Source organism: Xanthomonas bonasiae, from assembly GCF_017163705.1.
GTDB lineage: Bacteria > Pseudomonadota > Gammaproteobacteria > Xanthomonadales > Xanthomonadaceae > Xanthomonas_A > Xanthomonas_A bonasiae.
The window spans coordinates 13,199-35,303 of record NZ_JAFIWB010000038.1 but is presented as its reverse complement, the minus strand read 5'-3'; the positions used below and the strand labels follow the sequence as shown (position 1 = coordinate 35,303).

Annotated in this window: 10 protein-coding genes; 3 read left to right on the top strand and 7 right to left on the bottom strand. The window is 69.4% G+C overall.

All coding sequences use genetic code 11. From position 1 onward, the window contains the following. Positions 1–907: 907 nt before the first annotated feature. Both katG and JR064_RS21475 read right to left on the bottom strand, forming a co-directional pair. Positions 908–3,160: a catalase/peroxidase HPI gene (katG, locus tag JR064_RS21480; RefSeq protein WP_206231069.1), complete on the bottom strand. Its 2,253-nt coding sequence runs from the start codon at positions 3,158–3,160 to the stop codon at positions 908–910. A gap of 311 nt (positions 3,161–3,471) precedes the next feature. Then, positions 3,472–6,774 (bottom strand): AAA family ATPase, encoded by a 3,303-nt coding sequence (locus JR064_RS21475; protein ID WP_206231068.1) that lies wholly within the window; start codon positions 6,772–6,774, stop codon positions 3,472–3,474. Between the two features lie 437 nt (positions 6,775–7,211). On the opposite strand from JR064_RS21475, the gene JR064_RS21470 reads away from it, so the two are divergent. After that, entirely contained in the window at positions 7,212–7,907 is a 696-nt protein-coding gene (locus tag JR064_RS21470; protein ID WP_179570859.1) for a helix-turn-helix transcriptional regulator, read from the top strand. A 58-nt stretch (positions 7,908–7,965) separates the two neighbouring features. Continuing rightward, complete coding sequence (locus tag JR064_RS21465; protein ID WP_191824867.1) at positions 7,966–8,622, top strand: glutathione S-transferase family protein; 657 nt, start codon at positions 7,966–7,968, stop codon at positions 8,620–8,622. Positions 8,623–8,959: 337 nt separating this feature from the next. Here JR064_RS21465 and mutS read toward each other — a convergent pair whose 3' ends face one another. Next, positions 8,960–11,572 carry a DNA mismatch repair protein MutS gene (mutS, locus tag JR064_RS21460; protein ID WP_206231067.1) on the bottom strand — a complete coding sequence of 871 codons (2,613 nt, stop codon included), beginning with the start codon at positions 11,570–11,572 and terminating at the stop codon, positions 8,960–8,962. A gap of 449 nt (positions 11,573–12,021) precedes the next feature. Here mutS and JR064_RS21455 point away from each other — a divergent pair, with 449 nt between their 5' ends. Further along, entirely contained in the window at positions 12,022–13,950 is a 1,929-nt protein-coding gene (locus tag JR064_RS21455) for an alpha-L-fucosidase (protein ID WP_206231070.1), read from the top strand. A gap of 271 nt (positions 13,951–14,221) precedes the next feature. Here JR064_RS21455 and galA read toward each other — a convergent pair whose 3' ends face one another. The 4 genes from galA to JR064_RS21435 all read right to left on the bottom strand — a co-directional run bounded on the left by galA (position 14,222) and on the right by JR064_RS21435 (position 22,038). Continuing rightward, positions 14,222–16,777 carry a beta-galactosidase GalA gene (gene galA / locus JR064_RS21450; protein ID WP_206231066.1) on the bottom strand — a complete coding sequence of 852 codons (2,556 nt, stop codon included), beginning with the start codon at positions 16,775–16,777 and terminating at the stop codon, positions 14,222–14,224. Beyond that, complete coding sequence (locus JR064_RS21445) at positions 16,774–17,955, bottom strand: glycoside hydrolase family 53 protein (protein ID WP_206231065.1); 1,182 nt, start codon at positions 17,953–17,955, stop codon at positions 16,774–16,776. Before JR064_RS21445 ends, galA begins: the two co-directional genes overlap by 4 nt. A 22-nt stretch (positions 17,956–17,977) precedes the next feature. Beyond that, positions 17,978–20,665 (bottom strand): TonB-dependent receptor, encoded by a 2,688-nt coding sequence (locus JR064_RS21440; protein ID WP_206231064.1) that lies wholly within the window; start codon positions 20,663–20,665, stop codon positions 17,978–17,980. 476 nt (positions 20,666–21,141) lie between these two features. Next, the gene (locus JR064_RS21435) at positions 21,142–22,038 is read right to left on the bottom strand and encodes a LysR family transcriptional regulator (RefSeq protein WP_191824861.1); all 897 of its coding nucleotides are present in this window, start codon (positions 22,036–22,038) and stop codon (positions 21,142–21,144) included. Positions 22,039–22,105 lie beyond the last annotated feature (67 nt).

The window sequence follows — 22,105 nt, the reverse complement described above, 5'->3', positions numbered from 1 at the left end:
GGGACTGAAGTCCCTCCTACAGTGCACCCAGCCGGCGCGCCGCGGAGTTCCTGTAGGAGCGGCTTCAGCCGCGACGAGCGGAGCGGTGGACCGATCGGTGTTGGAAAGTGTCGGGGCTGAAGCCCCTCCTACAGTGCACCCAGCCGGTGCGCCGCGGAGTTCCTGTAGGAGCGGCTTCAGCCGCGACGAGCGGAGCGGTGGACCGATCGGTGTTGGAGAATGTCGGGGCTAAAGCCCCTCCTATAGTGCACCCAGCCGGCGCGCCGCGGAGTTCCTGTAGGAGCGGCTTCAGCCGCGACGAGCGAAGCGGTGGACCGATCGGTGTCGGAGAGTGTCGGGACTGAAGTCCCTCCTACAGTGCACCCAGCCGGCGCGCCGCGGAGTTCCTGTAGGAGCGGCTTCAGCCGCGACGAACGAAGTGGGGACCGATCGGTGTTGGAGAGTGTCGGGGCTGAAGCCCCTCCTACAGTGCATCCAGCCGGCGTGCCGCAAGTCCCTGTAGGAGCGGCTTCAGCCGCGACAAACAACGTGGTGAACCCGATTGGTCAGGCAGCGCGGGGCAGATGGCCCAAGGCCACTCGAAGTCTCACATCAGCGCAACAGCCCACGTGCCGCGAGTCCCTGTGGGAGCGACTTCAGTCGCGACGAACGAAGCGGTGACCTGTCGGTGTCGGGTAGCGTGGGATTGAGGACCCGAGACCCCGAGTCACTTTCAACGACCGACTTGCATCAGCCTTGGCGTCGCGATGCCTATGTCATGACGCTCACGCAAACGCCCCGGCAAGCCGGGGCGGTTTTTTACATAGGCCGCGCAGTGCAGCAACTGCAACCGCCGACCTGGCCCGGATCATCCGGGCAGGTCCGATCGATCAGCAGCCTGCCCAATGCACCGGGCAGGCCCTCGACCTCATGCCGCCAGATCGAAACGGTCCAGCTGCATCACCTTGCTCCAGGCCGCGACGAAGTCCCGCACGAACTTCTCCTGCGCATCGGCGCTGGCGTACACCTCGGCCAGCGCACGCAGGATCGAGTTGGAACCGAACACCAGGTCCACGCGCGTGCCGGTCCACGTCTGCTCGCCGGTGGCGCGGTCGCGGCCTGCGTACAGTTCCTTGGTGTCCGAAGTCGCCTTCCACTCGATTCCCATGTCCAGCAGGTTGGCGAAGAAGTCGTTGCTCAGCGTGTCGGTGCGCTTGGTGAACACGCCGTGCGTCGACTGCCCGACATTGGCGCCGAGCACGCGCAGGCCGCCGACCAGCACGGTCATCTCCGGCGCGGTCAAGGTCAGCAGTTGCGCCTTGTCGATCAGCAGCGCTTCGGCGGAGACCGCGTAGCGGCGCTTGCTGTAGTTGCGGAAGCCGTCGGCCGCCGGTTCGAGCACGGCGAACGATTCGACGTCGGTCTGCGCCTGCGTGGCATCCATGCGCCCCGGTACGAACGGCACGGTCAGGGTCTGCCCCGCGTTCTTCGCGGCCTGCTCGACCGCGGCCGCGCCGCCAAGCACGATCAGGTCGGCCAGCGAGATCTTCTTGCCGCCGCTCTGCGCGCCGTTGAACTGCGCCTGGATGCGCTCCATCACGGACAGGACCTGCGCCAGCTGTTCCGGCTGGTTGACCTCCCAGTCCTTCTGCGGCGCCAGGCGGATGCGCGCGCCGTTGGCGCCGCCGCGCTTGTCCGAGCCGCGGAAGGTGGAGGCCGAGGCCCATGCAGTGGACACCAGTTGGGCGATGCTCAGGCCCGAACCGAGCAGCGTCTGCTTCAGGGCGGCGATGTCCTGCGCATCGACCAGCGCGTGGTCCAGCGCGGGAATCGGATCCTGCCAGACCAGTTCTTCGGCCGGCACCTCGGGACCCAGGTAGCGCGCACGCGGACCCATGTCGCGGTGGGTCAGCTTGAACCAGGCGCGGGCGAAGGCATCGGCGAACTGCTCTGGGTGTTCCAGGAAGCGGCGCGAGATAGCGGCGTAGGCCGGATCGAAGCGCAGCGCCAGATCGGTGGTGAGCATGGTCGGCAGATGCTTCTTCGACGCATCGTGCGCGTCCGGGATCAGCGCCTCGGCATTCTTCGCCACCCACTGGTGCGCGCCGGCCGGGCTCTTGCTCAGCTCCCACTCGAACTTGAACAGGTGTTCGAAGAAATCGTGGCTCCACTGCGCCGGGGTGGTGGTCCAGGTGACCTCCAGGCCGCTGGTGATGGTGTCGCCGCCCTTGCCGCTGCCGAAACTGTTGTGCCAGCCCAGGCCCTGCGCGCCCAGGTCGCTGGCTTCCGGTTCGGCGCCGACGTGGTCGGCCGGGCCGGCGCCGTGGGTCTTGCCGAAGGTGTGGCCGCCGGCGATCAATGCGACCGTCTCTTCGTCGTTCATCGCCATGCGCGCGAAGGTGTCGCGGATGTCCTTGGCGGCGAGCAGCGGATCCGGATTGCCGTCCGGGCCTTCCGGATTGACGTAGATCAGGCCCATCTGCACCGCGGCCAGCGGGTTCTCCAGATTGCGCGTGTGCACGTCGCCATCGGCGTCGTCGTCGGAGACCAGCACGCCGCCGGCCTTGTCCACGCCGTCCGAGCCGTGCGCATAGCGCACGTCGCCGCCCAGCCAGGTGGTCTCGCGGCCCCAGTACACGTCCTGGTCCGGCTCCCAGGTGTCTTCGCGGCCGCCGGCGAAACCGAAGGTCTTGAAGCCCATCGATTCCAGCGCGACGTTGCCGGTGAGGATCATCAGGTCGGCCCAGGAAATCGCCTGCCCGTACTTCTGCTTGATCGGCCACAGCAGGCGCCGCGCCTTGTCCAGGCTGACGTTGTCCGGCCAGCTGTTGAGCGGAGCGAAGCGTTGCTGGCCGCGGCCGCCGCCGCCACGGCCGTCGCCGGTGCGATAGGTGCCGGCGCTATGCCAGGCCATGCGGATGAACAACGGGCCGTAATGGCCGAAATCGGCCGGCCACCAGTCCTGCGAATCGGTCATCAACGCGTGCAGGTCTCGCTTCAGCGCCTGCAGGTCGAGCGCGTTGAAGGCCTTGGCGTAATCGAACGTCTCGCCCAGCGGGTTGGATCTGGACGAATGCTGGCTGAGCAGGTCCACGCGCAATTGCTTGGGCCACCAGTCCTTGTTGGTGGTGCCTTCGGCGGCGGCGCTGTGGTTGAACGGGCATTTGGCTTCGGTGTTCATCGGTCTCTACCTTCGTGCGCAAGGGACGCGCCTGTGGGCCTGGCGGTCGCTGGGGATGGGGGCGGGTGTCGGAAAGCGCGGGGGCGCGTTAGCGATGCGTCGGCGCAATGCGGAAGAGGCGATCATTGGGCTGGCGCATGGCGGGCTCGGGCTGATTCGGTAGGTGCAGACTATCGGTGGCTGAATTCTTTATAAAATTGATTGATCGAAATGATTCGATAGGGAACGGCAATCGCAAGGCGGGGGCGCGGCGATCGTGGCGCATGCCGCGCGCGCTGTCTGGGAGCGGCGTGCGCAGCCGCCAGCGCGGTTCAGGCGCTGGGCATCACGTCGAAATCGCCGCCCAGCACGCGCTCCAGCCGGCCGCTGCGCCAACCGCGCATGCTGTCGCGCACCAGCGGCGCCGGCGCGATGCGGTAGCGGCGGCACACGCGCAGTTCGTCGTCGGCATCCGACGCGCGCCGGGCCTGTCCGGGCAGGTCCGGCGCGACCCGCACCTGTGCGCTGAGCCGGCGCAGCGCCGGTTCGTCGGCGTCCTGTTCCTGCACGTGCAGGCCGGTCTCCGGTTGCAGCAGATCCAGCGCGCCGAAGCCGGCGATCGCCAGCCAGGCGCGGCCCTGCTCCGGATCCTGCTGCAGCACCTCCACGCGCATGTTGCGTTGCGCGGCCCACGCCAGATACATCTGCAGCAACTGCTGCCACCAGCGCCGCGCGTCGGCGGGATGGCGGTGCAGTTCGCTGGCGCCGATGCGCAGGTCCAGCAGCGCGTCCTGCGGGCGTTGCTCCTGCAGCGCGTCGCTGGCCAGTTGCAGCAGCCACAGCAATTGCGCCAGGCGGGCGACGAATTCGCCGTCGCGCTGCGCGCCGTCCAGCCGCGCGCGCATGCGTCCGGCACTGTCCAGCGCGCTTTCGATGCGGTCGCGGCGTTCGATCCGGTCCAGCACCTGGAAGCGGGTGGGCTGCGACCAGAAATCGGGTTCGCCCATGCTGGCGAAATCCGCTTCCCGCGCCAGCCGCCATGCGCTTGCGGCGTGGGCCTCGTGCAGGACGTGCAGGGCCGTGTCCAGGCGCGTCAGCGCCGCGCCGCCGGTGACCGGCGCGTAGACGATGTCGCGCAGGTCCGCCGGCGCCGCCGGGTCGGCGACGGTGCCCGCTGCGGGCATGGGCGCGGGTGCATCGGGGGCGATGAAGCGCACGTCGAGGCGATCGCCGGCGCCGCGCACGAACAGGAACTGGTCGCCTTCCGGCGCGCGCTGTTCGACGATGCTGCGCGCCAGCGGCGCGAGCAGGTGCTGCTCGATCGCGCGGCGCAGCGGGCGTGCGCCCAGGTCCGGGGTGAAGCCGCGATCGAGCAGGAATTCGATCGCCGACGGCTCCCATTCCACCGCCCAGGCGCGGTTGCGCAGGCCGCGCCGGGTCAGCGTGCGATCGAGCTCCTTGTGCAGGATCTCGCGCATCAGCGCGCGGTCCAGCGGGTTGAACAGCACCACCCGATCGAGCCGGTTGATGAACTCGCGGCGGAAGGTGTCGTACACCGCCTTCTCCACCGCGCTGCGCGAGTAGCCGCCGGCGACGGTGGCGAAGCCGGGGCCGGCGCCGCGGGCGAGGGTGGCGCCGACGTTGCTGGTCAGGATGATGATGCTGTGGCGGAAGTCGGCGGTGTTGCCGTTGCGATCGCTCAGCCGCGCGTCGTCGAACACCTGCAGGAACAGGTCCCAGACCTTGGGGTGGGCCTTCTCGAACTCGTCCAGCAACACCACCGAGAACGGCTGCTCGCGGATCCGCGCGATCAGCGTGCGCTGGCCGGCGCTGTCGTCGCCGGTGAGCCGCGACAGCGCGTCCTCGCCCTGGAATTCGCTCATGTCCAGGCGCAGCAGGCGCTCGGCGTTGCCGAACAGCAGTTCGCCCAGCGCCTTGGCCAGTTCGGTCTTGCCGGTGCCGGTGGGGCCGGCGAACAGGAACACGCCGATCGGGCGATGGCTGTCGACCAGGCCGGCCTTGAGCATGGCGATGCGATCGAGCAGGGTCTCCACCGCTTCGTCCTGGCCGAGCACGCGCTGGCGGAAAAACCGGCGCAGCGCGTCCAGTTCCAGCCGCTGGCGATCGTCGATCACGTCCAGCGGCAGGCCGCTGCGCTTGGCCACGGCCTGCAGCAGCGCATCGTCGTCGAGCGGCAGGCGCGGCGTCTCGGCGCCGGTCGCGGCCTGCAAGGTCTCGTCCAGCAACTGCAGCAGCCGCCCCGGCTCGTGCTGCTCGGGGAAGTACTGTGCGGCCATGCGTTCGGCCTCGGCCAGGGTGCGCGCGTCGATCACCTCCGCCTGCAGCGTCTGCCGCTGCGCCTGCGCCCACCGTTCGCCGATCTGCGCCAGTGCGGCGGGGGCGGCCGGCGCCAGCGTGACCACTTCGAAGCGCGAGCGCGTCGCCGGCCGCGCCACCTGCAGCTGCGCCAGCTGCCGCGGCGTGATCTCGCCGATCAGGCGCAGTTCGCCGCGCTCCAGCGCCGGCAGCACCAGGTCGAGGATGCCGCGCGGGTCGCGCGAGTGCGAGCCCTTGTGCAGCAGGTCGTAGAAGTCGGGCGCGCGCCACAACGCGCGTTCGCGGTGCAGCACCGCCAGCATCTCGCGGATGCGGCCTTCCAGCTCGCCGATGTAGCTCTGCCCGGCGAGGATCTCCGCCGCCGACGCTTCGAATACGCGCCAGCCTTCGGCCAGCAGGCGTTCGCTGAGCAGATCGATCAGCACGCTCTTGCCGACGCCGTGCTCGCCGACCAGCAGCACCGGCTGCGGCGGCGTGGCCACCAACTGCTCGTAGGCGCGCTGCAGCGCTGCGTCCAGCGCGGGGTGGCGCAGGCGCAGGCGCGGCGGCAGCGTGGCGACGACGCGGCCGAAACCGCCGAGCACGCGCTGCTCGCGGCGCAGGCTGCGCGCGTCCTGCAGGCGCTGCAGGAACGGCTCCAGCACCGGCTCCTTGAACTGGCCGAGGGTGTCGGCCAGCTTGGCCAGCGCCTCGTCGTCCAGTCCGTCGAACTCCACCGCGCGGTCCGCCGGCGCCTTGCCCGCCGCCCAGTGCAGATAGCCGCGCAGGCGCTGCCGGAACGGCACGAAGCCCCACCACCAGTCGCGCGCCTGGCGCAGCAGCAGATGCAGGTGATCGGCGTCCGGCAGCGTCTGCAGGTAGTCGAGCACGAAGTTGAGCGGATACGAGCCCAGGTGCGGCAGCAGTTCCAGCACCGCGTCCGGATCGCTGCGGCGTCGCTGCGGCAGCGCCACCGCGGCCATCGACGGCAGCGCGTAGCCGGGGCTGCCGAGCGCTTCGAGCACCGCCTGGTCGGAGAACTCCGCGCTGGCCAGCAGGGTCGCGCCTTGCTGGAACTGCGCGATCCGCAACAGATCGGCCGGGCTCTGGATCTGGTCGTCCAGCGCTTCCACCTGCTGGCGCAATCGCTGCAGGTGCTGGGCCGGGGTTTCCCCGGCCAGCGCTTCGGGCGCTTCCGGCTTGGGGTCGGGTTCGGGTGCCGACTGCGGCGTGCGCGGAGCGGCCGATCCCGCGTGTCTGAAGACGTGCAACAGCAAACCGCCCACGACGACGCCGATCACGAACAGGTAGATCTCCAAGCGAGGCTCCTTCAGTGCCTACCGATGCGGTTGGAAGCGGCCACGTCGCGGTGCTGGATGGCGGCCGGGGTGCCGGACGCGGCTGCGTCGAGCGCCATGCCTGGTCGCGCCGGTTGCGGTGCCGTGGCTTGCGGGCGTATCGACATGCGTTGCCTTGCTTCCTTGTGCTGAGCGCGTCCACCCGCGCGGCTGATCCCTCGCCGGCGCATGCGCCGGCAATGCGGCCAGCGACGGCCTTGCGAGTATAGGGGCGCGTGTTTCGGGCGGGCTACAGCCGCGACGCGAGCCGCCACCCGGCAGCGGCCGGCTTGCGCACGCCGGCGTGTCACCCCGCACCGGTTCGATGGCCTGCGCGCGCTCGCACGACATGCCTGGAAGCGGGAGCGGATCCTTCCCGGCAGCGACCAGCACACGGCAAAGCCCACTATCCTGTCGCGATGGCCATCCGTGCGACCCGTCTGCTGCATCTGCTCGACGCCCTGCGCGGCCGGCGCCGGCCGGTGGCCGGTGCCCAGCTCGCCACTGCGCTGGGCGTCAGCCTGCGCACGCTGTACCGCGATATCGCGACCTTGCGCGTGCAAGGCGCCGACATTCTCGGCGATCCCGGCGTCGGCTACGTGCTGCGTCCGGGCTTCCTGCTGCCGGCGCTGAATTTCAGCGAGGACGAACTGGAGGCCTTGACCCTGGGCGCACGCTGGGTGGCGCGCCAGGCCGATCCGGAACTGGCGCAGGCGGCGCAGCGCGCGGTGGCGCGGATCGCGGCCACGCTGCCCGGCAACCTGCGCCTGTCGATCGAGACCAGCGGACTGCTGGTGCCCGCCGCCGCAGACGTGCCGCCGCCGGCGCCGTGGCTGCCGGTGCTGCGCCGTGGCATCCGCCTCGAGCACGTGCTGCGGATGGACTACAGCGATGCCAATGGCGCGGTCTCGCAACGGTTGATCTGGCCGTTCGCGATGGCCTTCTTCGGCAGCTACGGCATGATCGCCGCGTGGTGCGAACTGCGCCGCGATTTCCGCCACTTCCGCGCCGACCGGGTGCTGGCCCTGGCCGACGACGGCGAACGCTATCCCTCGCGCCGGCACCTGCTGATCAAGCGCTGGCGCGCGGCCACCGGCTACGGCGCCGACTACTGACAGCACCTGTCAGCAGGGCAGGACCAGACTGCAGGCTGTTCACAACGGAAGTCTGCCCATGTCCACCGAGATCGTGCTTTACACCCACCCCATGTCGCGCGGCCGCGTCGCCCGCTGGATGCTGGAGGAAACCGGCCTGCCGTATCAGGCGGTCATTCTCGATTACGGCACCACGATGAAGGCGCCGGCCTATCTGGCGATCAACCCGATGGGCAAGGTACCGGCGCTGCGCCATGGCGACACCGTGGTCACCGAGAATGCGGCGATCTGCGCCTACCTGGCCGATCTGGTGCCGGAGCGGCAGCTGGCGCCGCCGCCGGGATCGCCGGCGCGCGCCGACTACTACCGCTGGCTGTTCTTCCTGGCCGGGCCGTTCGAGGCGCTGTTGACCGCGAAGGAGGGTGGGATGCTGGCACCGGCACGCAGCGCCGGCTATGGCCGCGAGGCCGACCTGCTGCAGACCCTGGAACAGGCGGTCGCGGACCGCGACTACCTGGCCGGCGACCGCTTCAGCGCGGCCGACCTGTATGCCGCCGCATGTCTGGGGTACTACCTGCGCATCGGCCAGCTTGAGCCGCGCCCGGCATTCGCCGCGTTCGCGCAGCGCCATGGCGATCGTCCTGCATTGCTGCGTGCCAGTGCGATCGATGCTGCGTTGATCGCGGCGCATCCACATCCGGACATGCCGGCAAGCGTGGCGCCGGCGACCGCCTAGCGGCTGTTCCTTCTCTCCCATCGGGACCATGGGCTCCCTTTCGGGGGAAGGTGCCAAGCAGGGGCGGATGAGGGTACGGGTGCAGCCTCGTGCACCCAAACTCCGCGAGACGCTTCGCGCCGTACCCTCACCCCAACCCCTCTCCCGGTGGGAGAGGGGCTGACGCGGTTCCTTCTCCCGTCGGGACCATGGCCCCCTTTTCGGGGGAAGGTGCCCCGCAGGGGCGGGTGAGGGTACGGGCCAGCTTCGTGCATCCAAACACCGCGAGACGCTTCGCGCCGTACCCTCACCCCAACTCCTCTCCCGGTGGGAGAGGGGCTGAGGCCGCACGCACGCGCTACAGCAGCGACTTGAGCCGGTACAAGGCTTCCAGCGCCTGCTTGGGCGTCAGCTCGTCCGGATCCAGCGCGGCCAGCGCGTCCTGCGCCGCCGACGGGGCGGCCGCGAACAGGCCGAACTGCTGCGGCGCGTCCAGCGCCTGCGGCGCCATCTGCGAGGCGTGGCTCTCGCCGCCGCGCTGCTCCAGTTCCGCCAGCCGCCGCCGCGCCTGCGCGACGGTGGCCTTGGGCAGGCCGGCCAGCGCCGCCACCTGCAGGCCGAAACTGCGGTTGGCCGGGCCATCCTTGACCGCATGCATGAACACCAGTTTGTCGCCGTGCTCGACTGCGTCCAGGTGCACGTTGGCGATGCCGCTGGCGCCGCCTTCCACCGATTCGTCGGCGAGTGCGGTCAGCTCGAAATAGTGCGTGGCGAACAGGGTGTAGCAGCGATTGTGGTGGGCCAGGTGGCGCGCCACCGCGTCGGCCAGGGCCAGGCCGTCGTAGGTGGAGGTGCCGCGGCCGATCTCGTCCATCAGCACCAGCGACTGCGCGCTGGCGTGATGCAGGATGTAGCTGGTCTCGGCCATCTCGACCATGAAGGTGGACTGGCCGCGCGCCAGGTCGTCGCCGGCGCCGATGCGGGTCAGAATGCGGTCGATCGGGCCGATCACCGCACGCGTCGCCGGCACGTAGCTGCCGATGTGCGCCAGCAGCACGATCAACGCGTTCTGGCGCATGTAGGTGGACTTGCCGCCCATGTTCGGGCCGGTGATCACCAGCATGCGCCGGTCCGGATGCAGGTCCAGGTCGTTGGGTTCGAACGGCTGCTCGCGCACCGCTTCCACCACCGGGTGGCGGCCGCGTTCGATGCGCAGGCACGGCGCGGTCTCCAGTTCCGGTTGCGCCCAGTCCAGCGCCTGCGCGCGTTCGGCGAAGCCGGCGAGCACGTCCAGTTCGCTGAGTGCGGCGGCGGCGCGCTTGAGCGGTTCCAGGCGATCGCCCAAGGTGTCCAGCAAGGCTTCGTAGAGCAGCTTCTCGCGCGACAGCGCGCGTTCGCGCGCCGACAGCACCTTGTCCTCGAAGTTCTTCAGTTCCTCGGTGATGTAGCGCTCGGCGTTGGTCAGGGTCTGCCGCCGCGTGTAGTGCACCGGCGCCTTTTCCGCCTGGCCCTTGCTGATCTCGATGTAGTAGCCGTGCACGCGGTTGTAGCCGACCTTCAGCGTGGCGATGCCGCTGCTGGCGCGCTCGCGCGCTTCCAGGTCGATCAGGAACTGGTCGGCATGGGTGCTGAGCCGGCGCAGTTCGTCCAGCTCGGCGTCGTAGTCGGCGGCCATGACGCCGCCGTCGCTGAGCTTGAGCGGCGGCTGCTCGGCGATCGCCGAGGCCAGCAGGTGCGCGATCTCGTCGTGCTGGCCCAGTTCCGCGGCCAGCGCGGCCAGCCGCGGCGAATCCAGCGGCGCCAGGATCGTGCGCACCGTCGGCAGCAGGCCCAGGCCGTCGCGCAGCGTGGAGAAATCGCGCGGACGCGCCGAGCGCAGCGCCACGCGGGTGAGGATGCGTTCGATGTCGCCGAGCGCGCGGAACGCGTCGCGCAGATCGGCATCGGCGCCGCGGTCGATCAGCGTGCCGACCGCGTGGTGGCGCTGCACCAGCACCTCGCGCAGGCGCAGCGGGCGGTGCAGCCAGCGCCGCAGCAGGCGACCACCCATCGGCGTGACCGTGCTGTCCAGAACGCCGAGCAAGGTGTTGCGGGTGTCGCCATCCACCCGCGTATCCAGCTCCAGATGGCGGCGCGTGGCCGCGTTCATCGCGATCGCCTCGGCCGCGGTTTCCATCGCGATCGCGGTCAGGTGCGGCAGGCGCTGCTTCTGCGTTTCCTCCACGTAGCCGAGCAGGGCGCCGGCAGCGGCGGTGGCGCGCGGCTTGTCGTCGATGCCGAAGCCGGTGAGGTCGTGCAACTGGAAGAAGTTCAACAGCTGGCGGCGGCCGCTGTCGGCGTCGAACAGCCACGGTGCGCGGCGGCGCACGCCGCGGCGCTCGCGCAGGAACTCCGGCCACTGGTCCTCGTCGGGCACCAGCAGTTCGGCCGGCTCCAGCCGCGCCAGCTCCGCTTCCAGCGCGTCCTCGCTGTCGACCTCGTTGACCAGGAAACGGCCGCCGGCCAGGTCGGCCCAGGCCAGGCCGTAGCCGTGCTTGTTGCGCGCGATCGCCATCAGCAAGGTGTCGCGGCGCTCGTCGAGCAGCGCCTCGTCGGTGACCGTGCCCGGCGTGACCACGCGCACCACCTTGCGCTCGACCAGGCCCTTGGCCAGCGCCGGATCGCCGATCTGCTCGCAGATCGCCACCGACTCGCCCAACGCCACCAGCCGCGCCAGATAGCCCTCGTAGGCATGCACCGGCACCCCGGCCATCGGGATCGGCGCGCCGCCGGAACTGCCGCGCTGGGTCAGGGTGATGTCCAGCAGGCGCGCGGCCTTGCGCGCGTCGTCGTAGAACAGTTCGTAGAAATCGCCCATGCGGAAGAACAGCAGCAGGTCCGGGTACTCGGACTTGGCGGCGAAGAACTGCTTCATCAGCGGGGTGTGCTCCGCTGCGCTTCCGGGAGCTTGGGTTTTTTCTCGATTTTGCATCTGATTCAATGGTTTAAGGAATTTCAGGTCGGCGGGCTGTGGGCAAGTATGGACGTGTGAAGCCAGCAAAGGACAGGGCGGCGCGGCTTCAGCCTGGCTCCATGGCCCCACGCGCCACCTGCCGATCCACTGTGGAACGCCGGGTGCCGCTCCGTTTCCATGGAGACTTGCAGGAAGGCCAATCGGGAGGCAAGGAATGTCCGGTCGGTATGCAGTACGTGCAATGCCGAGTCCATGCCAAGTGCGGTCGAGTCGTCTGGGCGTCAGCTGCAAGTGTCCGTGGAAATGGGGATCGGCGACAGCGCGCAGTCAATCTCCAATCATGCGGCAAAGGATCGCCACACGGATTGACCTTTTCCTCATTGCACGCTCTTCCGCAGCTTCGTGGGGCGGACTCTTTCGCTATTGGAAAAGCTAAGATCGAAACTTGTGCAGAGTCGGAGGCGCTAATGATCGATCGTCGTACCTTTCTTGCCACGGGTGTTGTGGCCGTCGCCGCAGGTTTCAGCGCGTCCGCCGCGCAGCTCGCGGCTGCGCCGCGCCCGAAGGGGCCGGCGCCGTGGGGCGCCGTACCCAGCGCGCGGCAGCTGCGGTGGCATCGGTGGGAGCAATACGCCTTCGTGCATTTTGCGATGAACACCTTTACCGACAAGGAATGGGGCTACGGCGACGAAGATCCGCGCAAATTCGATCCCAGCGATTTCTCCGCCGATCAAATCGTCGCCGCGGCCAAGGCCGGCAATCTGAAAGGGATCATCTTTACCGCCAAGCACCACGACGGGTTCTGCCTCTGGCCGACACGCCTGACCGAGCATTGCATTCGCAATTCGCCCTACAAGAACGGCAAGGGCGACATCGTCGGCGAAATGGCCGCGGCGTGTCGGCGCGCCGGCCTGGCCTTCGGCATCTACCTGTCGCCCTGGGACCGCAACCACGCCGAATATGGCCGCCCCGGCTATCTCGACTATTTCCGCAAGCAGATCGTCGAACTGTGCACGGGCTACGGCGACTTGTTCGAGTTCTGGTTCGACGGCGCCAATGGCGGCGACGGCTACTACGGTGGAGCGCGCGAAACGCGCAAGATCGATGCGCCCGCTTATTACAACTGGCCGCGGATGATCGAGCTGGTCCACCAGCACCAGCCGATGGCCTGCACCTTCGACCCGCTCGGCGCCGATATCCGTTGGGTCGGCAACGAGGACGGCGTCGCCGGCGATCCGTGCTGGCCGACCATGCCCAATGCGCCTTACACCCAGGAAAACGGCAATGCCGGCGTGCGCGGGGCGGCGCTGTGGTGGCCGGCCGAAACCAACACCTCGATCCGTCCGGGCTGGTTCTACCATGCCGACGAAGACGGCAAGGTGCGCAGTCCGGAGAACCTGGTGCGCTATTTCGACACCTCGGTCGCGCGCGGCACCAACATGAACCTCAATCTTCCGCCCGACCGGCGCGGCCGCATCGCCGACCACGACGTCGCGGTGCTGCAGAGCTTCGGCGACGCGATCCGCGCCAGCTTCGCCATCGATCTGGCCAAGGGCGCCAAGGCCAGCGCCAGCGCGTCGCGCGGTCCCGGCTTCGAGCCGGCGCGCGTGCTCGACCGCCAGCCGGACAGCTACTGGTCCACGCCGGACGACGTCACCACGCCGACGCTGACGCTGGAGCTGTCGGCGCTGCGCAGCTTCGATTTGATCCGGCTGCGCGAATACCTGCCGCTGGGCGTGCGCGTCACCCGCTTCGCGATCGAAGCCGAGGTCGATGGGCAATGGCGGCGGTTGGCCGAAGCGCAGTGCATCGGTGCACAACGGATCCTGCGGCTCGATGCCCCGGTCACTGCGCGCCGCGTGCGTCTGCTCGTGCTCGAGGCGCCGGTCTGCCCGGCGATCAGCGAATTCGCGCTGTTCCGCGCGGTTGCGCCGGTTGCGGTCGCGCGGCCGACGGCGAACGCGCCGGACGTGCTGTCCACCGCGGGTTGGCGAATCGTCGAGGCCAGCGCGCCGGGGGCGGAGAAGTTGCTCGACGACGATGCCGGCACGATCTGGATCGTGCCCGCGCCCAAGCCGGGCCATCCCGCGCAGGTGACCATCGACCTCGGCGCGCTGCGCCAGGTCGCCGGCTTCAGCCTCACGCCTTCGCGCGCGGTGCTGAACGGCGCGGCGCCACCGAAAGGCTATCGCGCCGAAAGCAGCGAGGATGGCCAGCACTGGCAGCCGGCCGGCGCCGGCGAGTTGTCCAATATCGCCTATGCGCTCTCGACCCAGCGCCTGAATTTCCCCGAGGTCCGCCAGATCCGCTACCTGCGGCTGTCCTTCGCCGAAACGGCGGTGCCCGCCGAGCGGCTGGCGATCGCCGGGATCGGTGCATTCTCGCGCTTGCGGTGACGGCTCGCGCTCCCTCACCGCATGCGCGGTGGGGGTAGCGGATCGCTGGGGCGACGCAGCTTCACGGGCTTGGAGATGCCTGGGGCGGTGAGGATCGGCTTCGGAGTGAAGCGTCGGCGACGTCACCCCAGCGTGCGTCGCCATCGCGCCGACCACGGCATGGGTGGGCCTTGGGTGGTGCGCCTGGGCGTCTGCGCAGGAGGGACGTCGGGAGCGCCCGGCGCCCGCTGTGCGCGCGCCGGCGTGGATTCTTAAAAAAGACGCGCCCGCGTCAGGCCACGAACGGCCGCACCTTGGTTCGCACGCTCTTCAGCGCCAGCCGCGCTGGCGCCAGCCCAGGCGCGGTCGCTTCCAGCACCAGCGTGCCCGCCGTGCGCGTGGTCTGCAGCAGCGCCATGCACAGTCCGTTGAACGCGCGGCGGCTGTCACCCTTGTCGTTCTCGTGGCTGGCCGGATCGCCGTTGCCCAGGCCGATCAGCCGACCCGCACCGCGTACGGCGAAGCGCACAGCGGTGTCGGCGGTGGGGACCACGCGGCCTTGCGCATCGACGATCTCGACCACGACCACGGCGACGTCCTCGGCGTCGGCCAGCAACTCGGGGCGGTCGCTGCGCAGGCGTATCGCGGCAGCTGCGCCGACGGTCGCGCGGGTCTGCACCAGCACCTGCTTGCCGTCGCGATAGCCGCGCGCCTCGATGGTGCCGGGCGCGTACTTGACCCGCCATTCGACGTGGCCGTAGGCGGGCACCTGCTGCAGGCCCTGGCTGGCGCCGTTGACCAGTAGTTCCACCGCGTCCAGGTTGCTGTGGCACCAGACGTCGACCATGCCGTTGTCGCGTTCGTCCAGCAGGCCGTCCCAGTTCCAGTGCGGGAACAGGTGCAGTACCGGCTCGCGCGTCCATTGCGCGCGGTAGTACCAGTAGTTGTCCTTGGGGAAGCCGCAGCTGTCGAGGATGCCGAACTGCGAGGCCACGTTCGGCCAGCGGTTGTACGGAGTGGGTTCGCCGCGATAGTCGAAGCCGGTCCAGACGAAGCCGCCGGCGATGTACGGCCGTTGCGCGACGTAGCTCCACCAGGCTTCGGCGCTGCTCGCCCACCACGGGTAGTCGAGGTCGTAGGCGCGGGCGTAGCCGCGCGCGTCGTCGGTGCGGTAATTGCCGCGCACGCCGACGGTGCTGCCGGTTTCGCTGCCATAGATCGGGATGCCGGGATGGCGCGCGTGGAAGGCATCCATCTGCGGGGTGCGGTAGTTGAAGCCGACCACGTCCACCACCTGGCCGACGCCGTCGTCGAAGCCCTTGTCCATTGCGAAGGTGGTGGGGCGGGTCGGATCCAGGCGCCGCACCAGTTGTTGCATGCGCGCGACGATGCGTGCGCCGCGCGCGGTGACCATCTGCGGTTCCTCGTTGCCGAGCGACCACAGCATCACGCAGGGATGATTGCGGCCGCGCCGCACCATCGTTTCCAGTTCCGCCAGCGCCTCGCTGTCGGAAGACATGCGCCGGGTCTCGTCGATGACCAGCAGGCCGAGGCGGTCGCACAGCTCCAGCACTTCCGGTGCGGCCGGGTTGTGCGAACTGCGGTACGCGTTGCAGCCCATCGACTTGAGCTGGCGCAGGCGCCATTCGTGCAGGCGTTCGGGGATGGCGGTGCCGACGCCGGCGTGGTCCTGGTGGTTGTTGGTGCCGTGCAGTTTGAACGGCGCGCCGTTGAGCAGCAGGCCGCGCTGCGGGTCGAACTGCAGGCTGCGCACACCGAAGCGCGTGCGCAGCGCGTCGCAGGCGCGGCCGTCGCTGTGCAGGTGGGTGGTCAGGGTGTAGCGCTGCGGCGTGTCCGGCGACCACAGCGCGGGCGTGCCGAGATCGAGCGCCTGTTCGACGCGCTGCACCACGCCCGGCGCCACGGTGACCTGCGCGCTGGTCGCGCGCGCGACGATGCGCCCGTCCGGCGCGCGGATCACCGAGGTGACGCTGCAATTGCGCGCTTCGGCGCCGCTGTTGCCGAGTTCGGTGCTGACCAGCGCCTGCGCGGCGCCGCCTTGCCACGGGCTGCGCACGAACACGCCGTCCAGCGGCACGTGCAGCGCATCGGTCTTGCGCAGCCACACGTGGCGATAGATGCCCGCGCCCTCATAGAACCAGCCTTCGCCCAGGGTGGCGTCCACGCGCACGGCGATGACGTTGCGCTTGCCGTAGTCGAGCACGTCGCTGAGATCGACCTCGAAGCCGCAGTAGCCGCTGCCGTTGCGGCCGACGATATGGCCATTGCAGAACACGATGCAGTCGCGGAACACGCCGTCGAATTCCAGGCAGATCCGCTTGCCCAGATCGTCGGCCGGAATCTCCAGTTCGCGCCGGTACCAACCGATGCTGGTCTGCGGGTCGTTGCGGCCGAGCGGCTTGTAGCCGTGCGCCGCTGCGGGATCGTCGACCAGGATGCTGGCGGAGGCGGGATCCTGGCGCGGCGGCAACGCCACCGCCCAGTCGTGCGGCAGATCGATCGCGTCCCAGCGGCTGTCGTCGAAACCGGGCAGGGCCGCGTCGGCGGTGTCCTTGCCGGCCTTGGCGTAGGTGCGCTGGAACGTCCCGAAGTTGAAGTCGCGCGCCGGATCGTCGGCATGGCCGAAGTGGAAGCGCCAGCCGACGTCGCACAGCAGGCGTTCGCGCGGTGCCGGCGCATCCTCGTCCCAGGTCAGCGCCGGACCTGCGCCGGTGGCGCTCGCGGCCAGCGCTGCCGGCGCCAAGGCCGCCGCCGCGCCGGGAACGGCCACCTGGACGCCGCCGGCGACCAGCGAGCGCAGCAGGTCGCGTCGGCTCAGTTCGATCATGGTTGCGGGTCCTTTACCTGCGGCGTCGCCGCCGCGTCTGTCCTGGCCTGCGGCGCAGGCCGGTAGGCGTGGCGCATGAAGCCGATGCCGGGCAGCAGCTCGTTGCCGTGCGCGAAATCGAAGAAGCTGGCGTTCTCCCACGACGAGCCGGTGCCCCAGCGGGTCTTGCAGCTGCTGCTGGTCCAGGCCGGCTCCCAGTACACGACGCCGCTGCCGCCGTTGTCGATCACCAGCTGGGTGAGATCGACCAGGTAGTCCAGTTGCCCCTGCGGGGTGGCCGGGTAGCCGGCGATGAGCGAGTCCTCGCCCAGCAGGTTGTGCGAGGCGTCGCCGCTGGCCAGCGTCCACGGGTAGGCGGTCTCCACCACCATCACTTCGGCGGGGTAGCGGTTACGCAGGCGCTTGATGGTGGCGCCGAGCCCGGCCATCGATTCGCTGGACCACTTGCGGTAGTAGCTGATGCCGATGAAGTCGAAGTCGCGCACGCCGGCCTTGCTGGCCGCGGCGAACCACGGCTCCACGTTTTCCGGCTGGGCGATGTGCAGCATCACCTTCGGCTTGATCGCCGAACGTGCGCCGGCGTCGCGCACCGCCTGGATGCCGGCGCGCAGCAGCTTGGCGTTGCGCGCCCAGTCGATCGGCCGCCGCTTGTCCCACGGCTGGCTGTCCATCAGGTCCGAGTTGCTCTCGTTGCCGACCTGCACCAGCTCCGGCATCAGCCCCGCGCGATCGAGCGCGCTCAGCGTGTCGTAGGTGTAGCCGTACAGCGTGCGCGCCAGTTCGTCCTGGTCGGTGATCGCGGCCCAGGCCTTGGGGATCAGTTGCTTCTCGCCATCGGCCCAGTCGTCGGAGTAGTGGAAGTCCAGCAGCACCTGCATGCCCTGCGCACGCGCGCGGCGGATGGTCTTCTTGACGTCGCTGAGGTCGCTGTAGCGGGTCCAGCGCGCATCGTTCCACAGGCGCACGCGCACCAGATTGGCGCCGTGCGCATGGAACAGGACGAACGGGTCCTGCACCGCGCCGTGCTCGCGGTACTGCACGCCGCAGTCCTCCATTTCGTTGACGTAGGACAGGTCGGCGCCCAGGTACAGCGGACCGGCGCCTGCGGCGGCGGAGACGAGGGCGGCGGCGAGGGCCAGCGCGAGCGCTGGCATCCAGTGACGGCGTGTGTGCGGCATGCGGTACCTGCGGCAGAAGGGCTCAGAACGTGTAGGTGGCTTCCAGCGCGAAGCGGCGGCCGAACAGCTGATAGCCACCGTCGTCCTGGTTGGCCAGGCGGTTGCGCTTGTTGTCGCTGTAGGCGCGCAACGGCTCGTTGGTCAGGTTGCCGACCTGGAACTTCAGCCCTAGGTGCTCGCTGAAGCGCCAGGCCAGGCTCAGGTCCACCGTGCCTTCGCTTTCCAGCCGCGCCAGGCGCGCGGCGTTCCAGCCGTACACCACGGTGTAGGGGCTGTGGTACTTGTAACCCACGCGCGCTTCGAACTTGCTGTTGCTGTACCACAGGTCGAAGGTGCCGGTGTTGCGCGCCAGGCCGCTGAGCGGCAGCGGATCGTCGGCCGGCGAGAACTCGTGCAGGTTGGACTCGACGTAGGAATAGTTCGAGTAGACGCCGAAGTTCTCCATGTGCGGGATGAAGAAGAACGGCGTCTGGAAGGTCAGTTCGGCGCCGTTGATGTAGCCGCCGCCGCCGTTGAACGGGCCGCTGATCAGGTAGTCGCGGCCGTCGATGGTCTCGTGCTGGGTCTTGTAGCCGATGCTCGAGTCCACCCACTTGCGGTACAGCGCCAGCGCGGCCAGCGCTTCCTTGTGGAAGTACCACTCGTAGGACAGGTCGAGCTGGGTGGCGCGGAACGGATTCAGTTGCGGGTTGCCGCCGCTGCCGGTGAGCTGGCCGACGGTGGTGTTGGGGTCGTCGAGCGCTCGGCCGGTGCGCAGTTCGTCCAGCGGGGGCCGCGCGATCACCTTGGCCACCGAGAAGCGCAGGATGCGCTCGTCGTCGAGCAGGAAGTTGAGCGTGGCGCTGGGCAGCACGTCGGTGTAGTCGTTGCTGGCGCTGCTGGGCTGGACCACGCCGCCGACCGTGTCGTAGCCGTCGCTGGTGGTGTCGGTGTGGACCGCGCGCACGCCGATGTTGCCGGTGACGTCGATGCCGAACCATTGCGAACTGAACACCGCCTTGGCGAAGGCTTCGCGCACGTTTTCCTTGACGTTCCAGTGGTCCAGCAGCTGTTCGGTGTTCAGGCCCGGATCGAAGCCGCCGAAGCCGAGCCTGGCGATCGCGTCCAGATCGCCGCCGGTCAGCGTCGGCACGTTGAGGTCGGGCATCTGCACCGGATGGATCAGGTCCTGGTAGGCGGAGATCGGCTGGTCGTAGCCGGACTGGAAGCTGGTGAAGTGGCGGTTCTCCTTCTCGCGCCGCGCCGCGCGCGCGCCGAACTGCAGCGCGGTGATCGGCGAATCGGCGATCGTGCGGCTGGCGCTGAGCGCCAGCGCCGCGATCCGGTCGCGCAGCGCCTGCGGCTCGGTCTGCCCGCTGATGCCCCATTCCGGCGTGTCGGAGCTGGTGCTGATGGTGGGGGTGACGCCGTGGCGGAAGTCGAAGGACACGGTGTCCGGATTGCTGCCGAAGCGCACCGCGCGCCAGTCGTTGTCGCGCTTGGCCTGCGAGAACGACAGGTCGCCGCCCAGGGTCCACACGTCGCCGCTCCACTTCGCGTTGAGGCCGCCGGCGGCGAGCGTCTTGACCTCGCTGTAGTGGCTGATGACGTGGTCCACCTGCAGGTTGGAATCGGCCAGCGTGGCGGCGACCACGTCGCCGTCGACGATGGTGTAGGACGAACCCGGCGTGGTGTAAGGGTTGCTGGCGGAAAAGATGCTGTAGCCGAGGTTGTTGAACCAGTTCTGGCGCTGGTCCTCGTCGATCTTGATCCGCGAATACAGGCCGTCGAGCTTGAGTTCGAAGTTGCCCGAGCGCCACTGCACGGTGCCCATCGCGCCGGTCCGGGTCTGTTCGGTCAGCTTGAGCTGGTCGGCCGCGCCCCACGGCGTGTAATCGACCTTGCCGTCGCCATCGACGTCGCGCGCGTTGCTGTCGTCGGTGTAGCCCCAGCTGCCGATCGAGACGCCAGCGTTCTTCTGCTTCTGGTAGGTGGCGCCGAGCGCAATGGCCAGGTTGTCGTTGAAGCGGTGGATCCAGCTGGCGCCGAGGCGGCTGCCCCATGGCGAATAGCCGTCCACGTCCTTGGCCTCGTCGTAGTAGATCGGGCCGGCGGTGCCGACGAACGTGGGGCCGGTATGGTCGAGCGGGCTGATCGTGGAGATGTCCACCGTGGCGGCGATGCCGCCGGCCACCAGGTCCGCCGACTGGGTCTTGTAGACCTTGACCGTGGAGACGATCTCGGTGGGGAACACTTCCCAGCGCACCGCGCGGTTGGGTTCGGAGGAGGCGATCTCGCGGCCGTTGACGGTGCCCATGGTCATGCGCGGACCCAGGCCGCGCACCGTGGCCAGGCTTTCGTTGCCGCGGTCGCGGGTGCCGTTGACGCCGGGCAGGCGCACCAGCGCCTCGGCCACGGTGACGTTGGGCATCTGCCCCATGTTGTCGGCAGAGATCACCTCGACCACGTGGTCGTCGAGCTGCTTGGCCTGCACCGCCTGGTCGAGGCTGGCGCGCTGGCCGATCACCATCACGTTGTCCAGGGTGACCGGTGCCTGCCCGGCATCGCCGCTCGCGGTGCCGGCCGGCGGCGCCGGATCGGCGGCGACGCTCTGCGCGTGGGCGCCGAAGCTGCTGGCCAGGGCCAGGACGATGGCCGAGCCGAGCAGCGTGCGGGCGGCCTGGTGCTGCGCGCGCCGGCAAGCCGGGCGACACTGGTGTTGAAAAGGCATCTTTGTTCCCTCCCAGGACGAAAGTTACCGAGCAAGTTGAAATGGGACCGGGCAATCCGATCCTGGCCGCGCTGGCAGGGTCGCAGGGCCTGTAGCCATGCGGACATTGCGAACGTGTGGTGCATCGCGGCCTCGCTGCGCGAGGCTTGTTGCGTTCCGGTCGCCGTCGGTGGCGGACGTGGCCCCTTGCCGCCGCTGCGATTGCCTGGAACTGGGGCGAGCATAGGAGGCGTAGCCATTCCATTCCAATGAAGCATTTTGCGTCGGCTATCTTGTTTTGGAATTGATCGCCATGTTGCAAAGCGGCATGGCAGCAAGCGCTGCGGCGCTGTCGGCGGCTGCGCACGGCGCCCGCCGCGGCGGGGCAGGGCGGCGCGGCGCCTTCGCTGTGGCGCCTGCGCAAGACCGAAGTGTGTGTGCCGACGCGGCTGCGCGCGGCGCGCCGATCGCCGCGATTGTGCCGGCGGGTGTCGGCCTCAGCCAGGTGCATCCGTGGCGTCACCGCTGTCGAGCAGTGCCGCCGCCGCCGCCCCCAGGCTGCGTTCGCGATGGCGCAACGCGTGGAACGTGCGCGCGCCCAGCGCCGTGCCGACGCGCTGCAGGCGGCCGCTCTCCAGCCACGGCGCGGCCGCCAGCTGCGAGATCGCCGCCAGGCTGTGGCCGGCGTGCACCGCCGACAGCACCGCCTCGTTCGAGGGCAGGGTCAGCGCCACGCGCAGGCGTTCCGGTGCGACCCCGGCCGCGCGCAGCGCCGCTTCGAACTCCGAACGCGTGCCCGAGCCGGCTTCGCGCATGATCCAGGTGCTGGCCTCGGCCAGCCGCGGCAGGCCCAGGCGCAGGCGTCCGGCCAGCGGATGGGCCGGCGCGGCGACCACCAGCAGGCGATCGTGGCCGAGCGCGGACAGCTGCAACTGCGGATCGTGCACGCCGCCTTCGACGAAACCCAGTTCCGCACGTCCCTCGAGCACCGCGCGCGCCACGCTTTCGGTGTTGCCGACGCTCAGGCGGATCTGGATCTGCGGGAAGCGCGCGTGGAAGGCCATCAGCCGCGTCGGCAGCCAGTAGCTGGCCACGGTCTGGCTGGCGTGCAGGTCCAGGGTGCCGCGCAGCACGCCGCGCCATTCGCTCAAGGCCAGTTCCGCGGCGCGGGTGCGCGCCAGGATCGCCTTGGCTTCCTCGAAGAATGCCGCGCCGGCGGCGGTCAGCGCGATGCCGCGCCCGACCCGGTCGAACAGCGGCACGCCGTACCGGGTTTCCAGCGCCTTGATCGCGGCGCTGGCCGCCGACGGCGTGCGATGCGCGGCCTGCGCACCCAGGGTCAGGTGCTGGCGTTCGGCGACGGCGACGAACAGGGCGAGTTGTTCCAGGGTCACGGCGGGATCGTTCGATTGGGACGAACGAACTATCCGGCATTATGCGATGGAATGACAGGATAGCCGG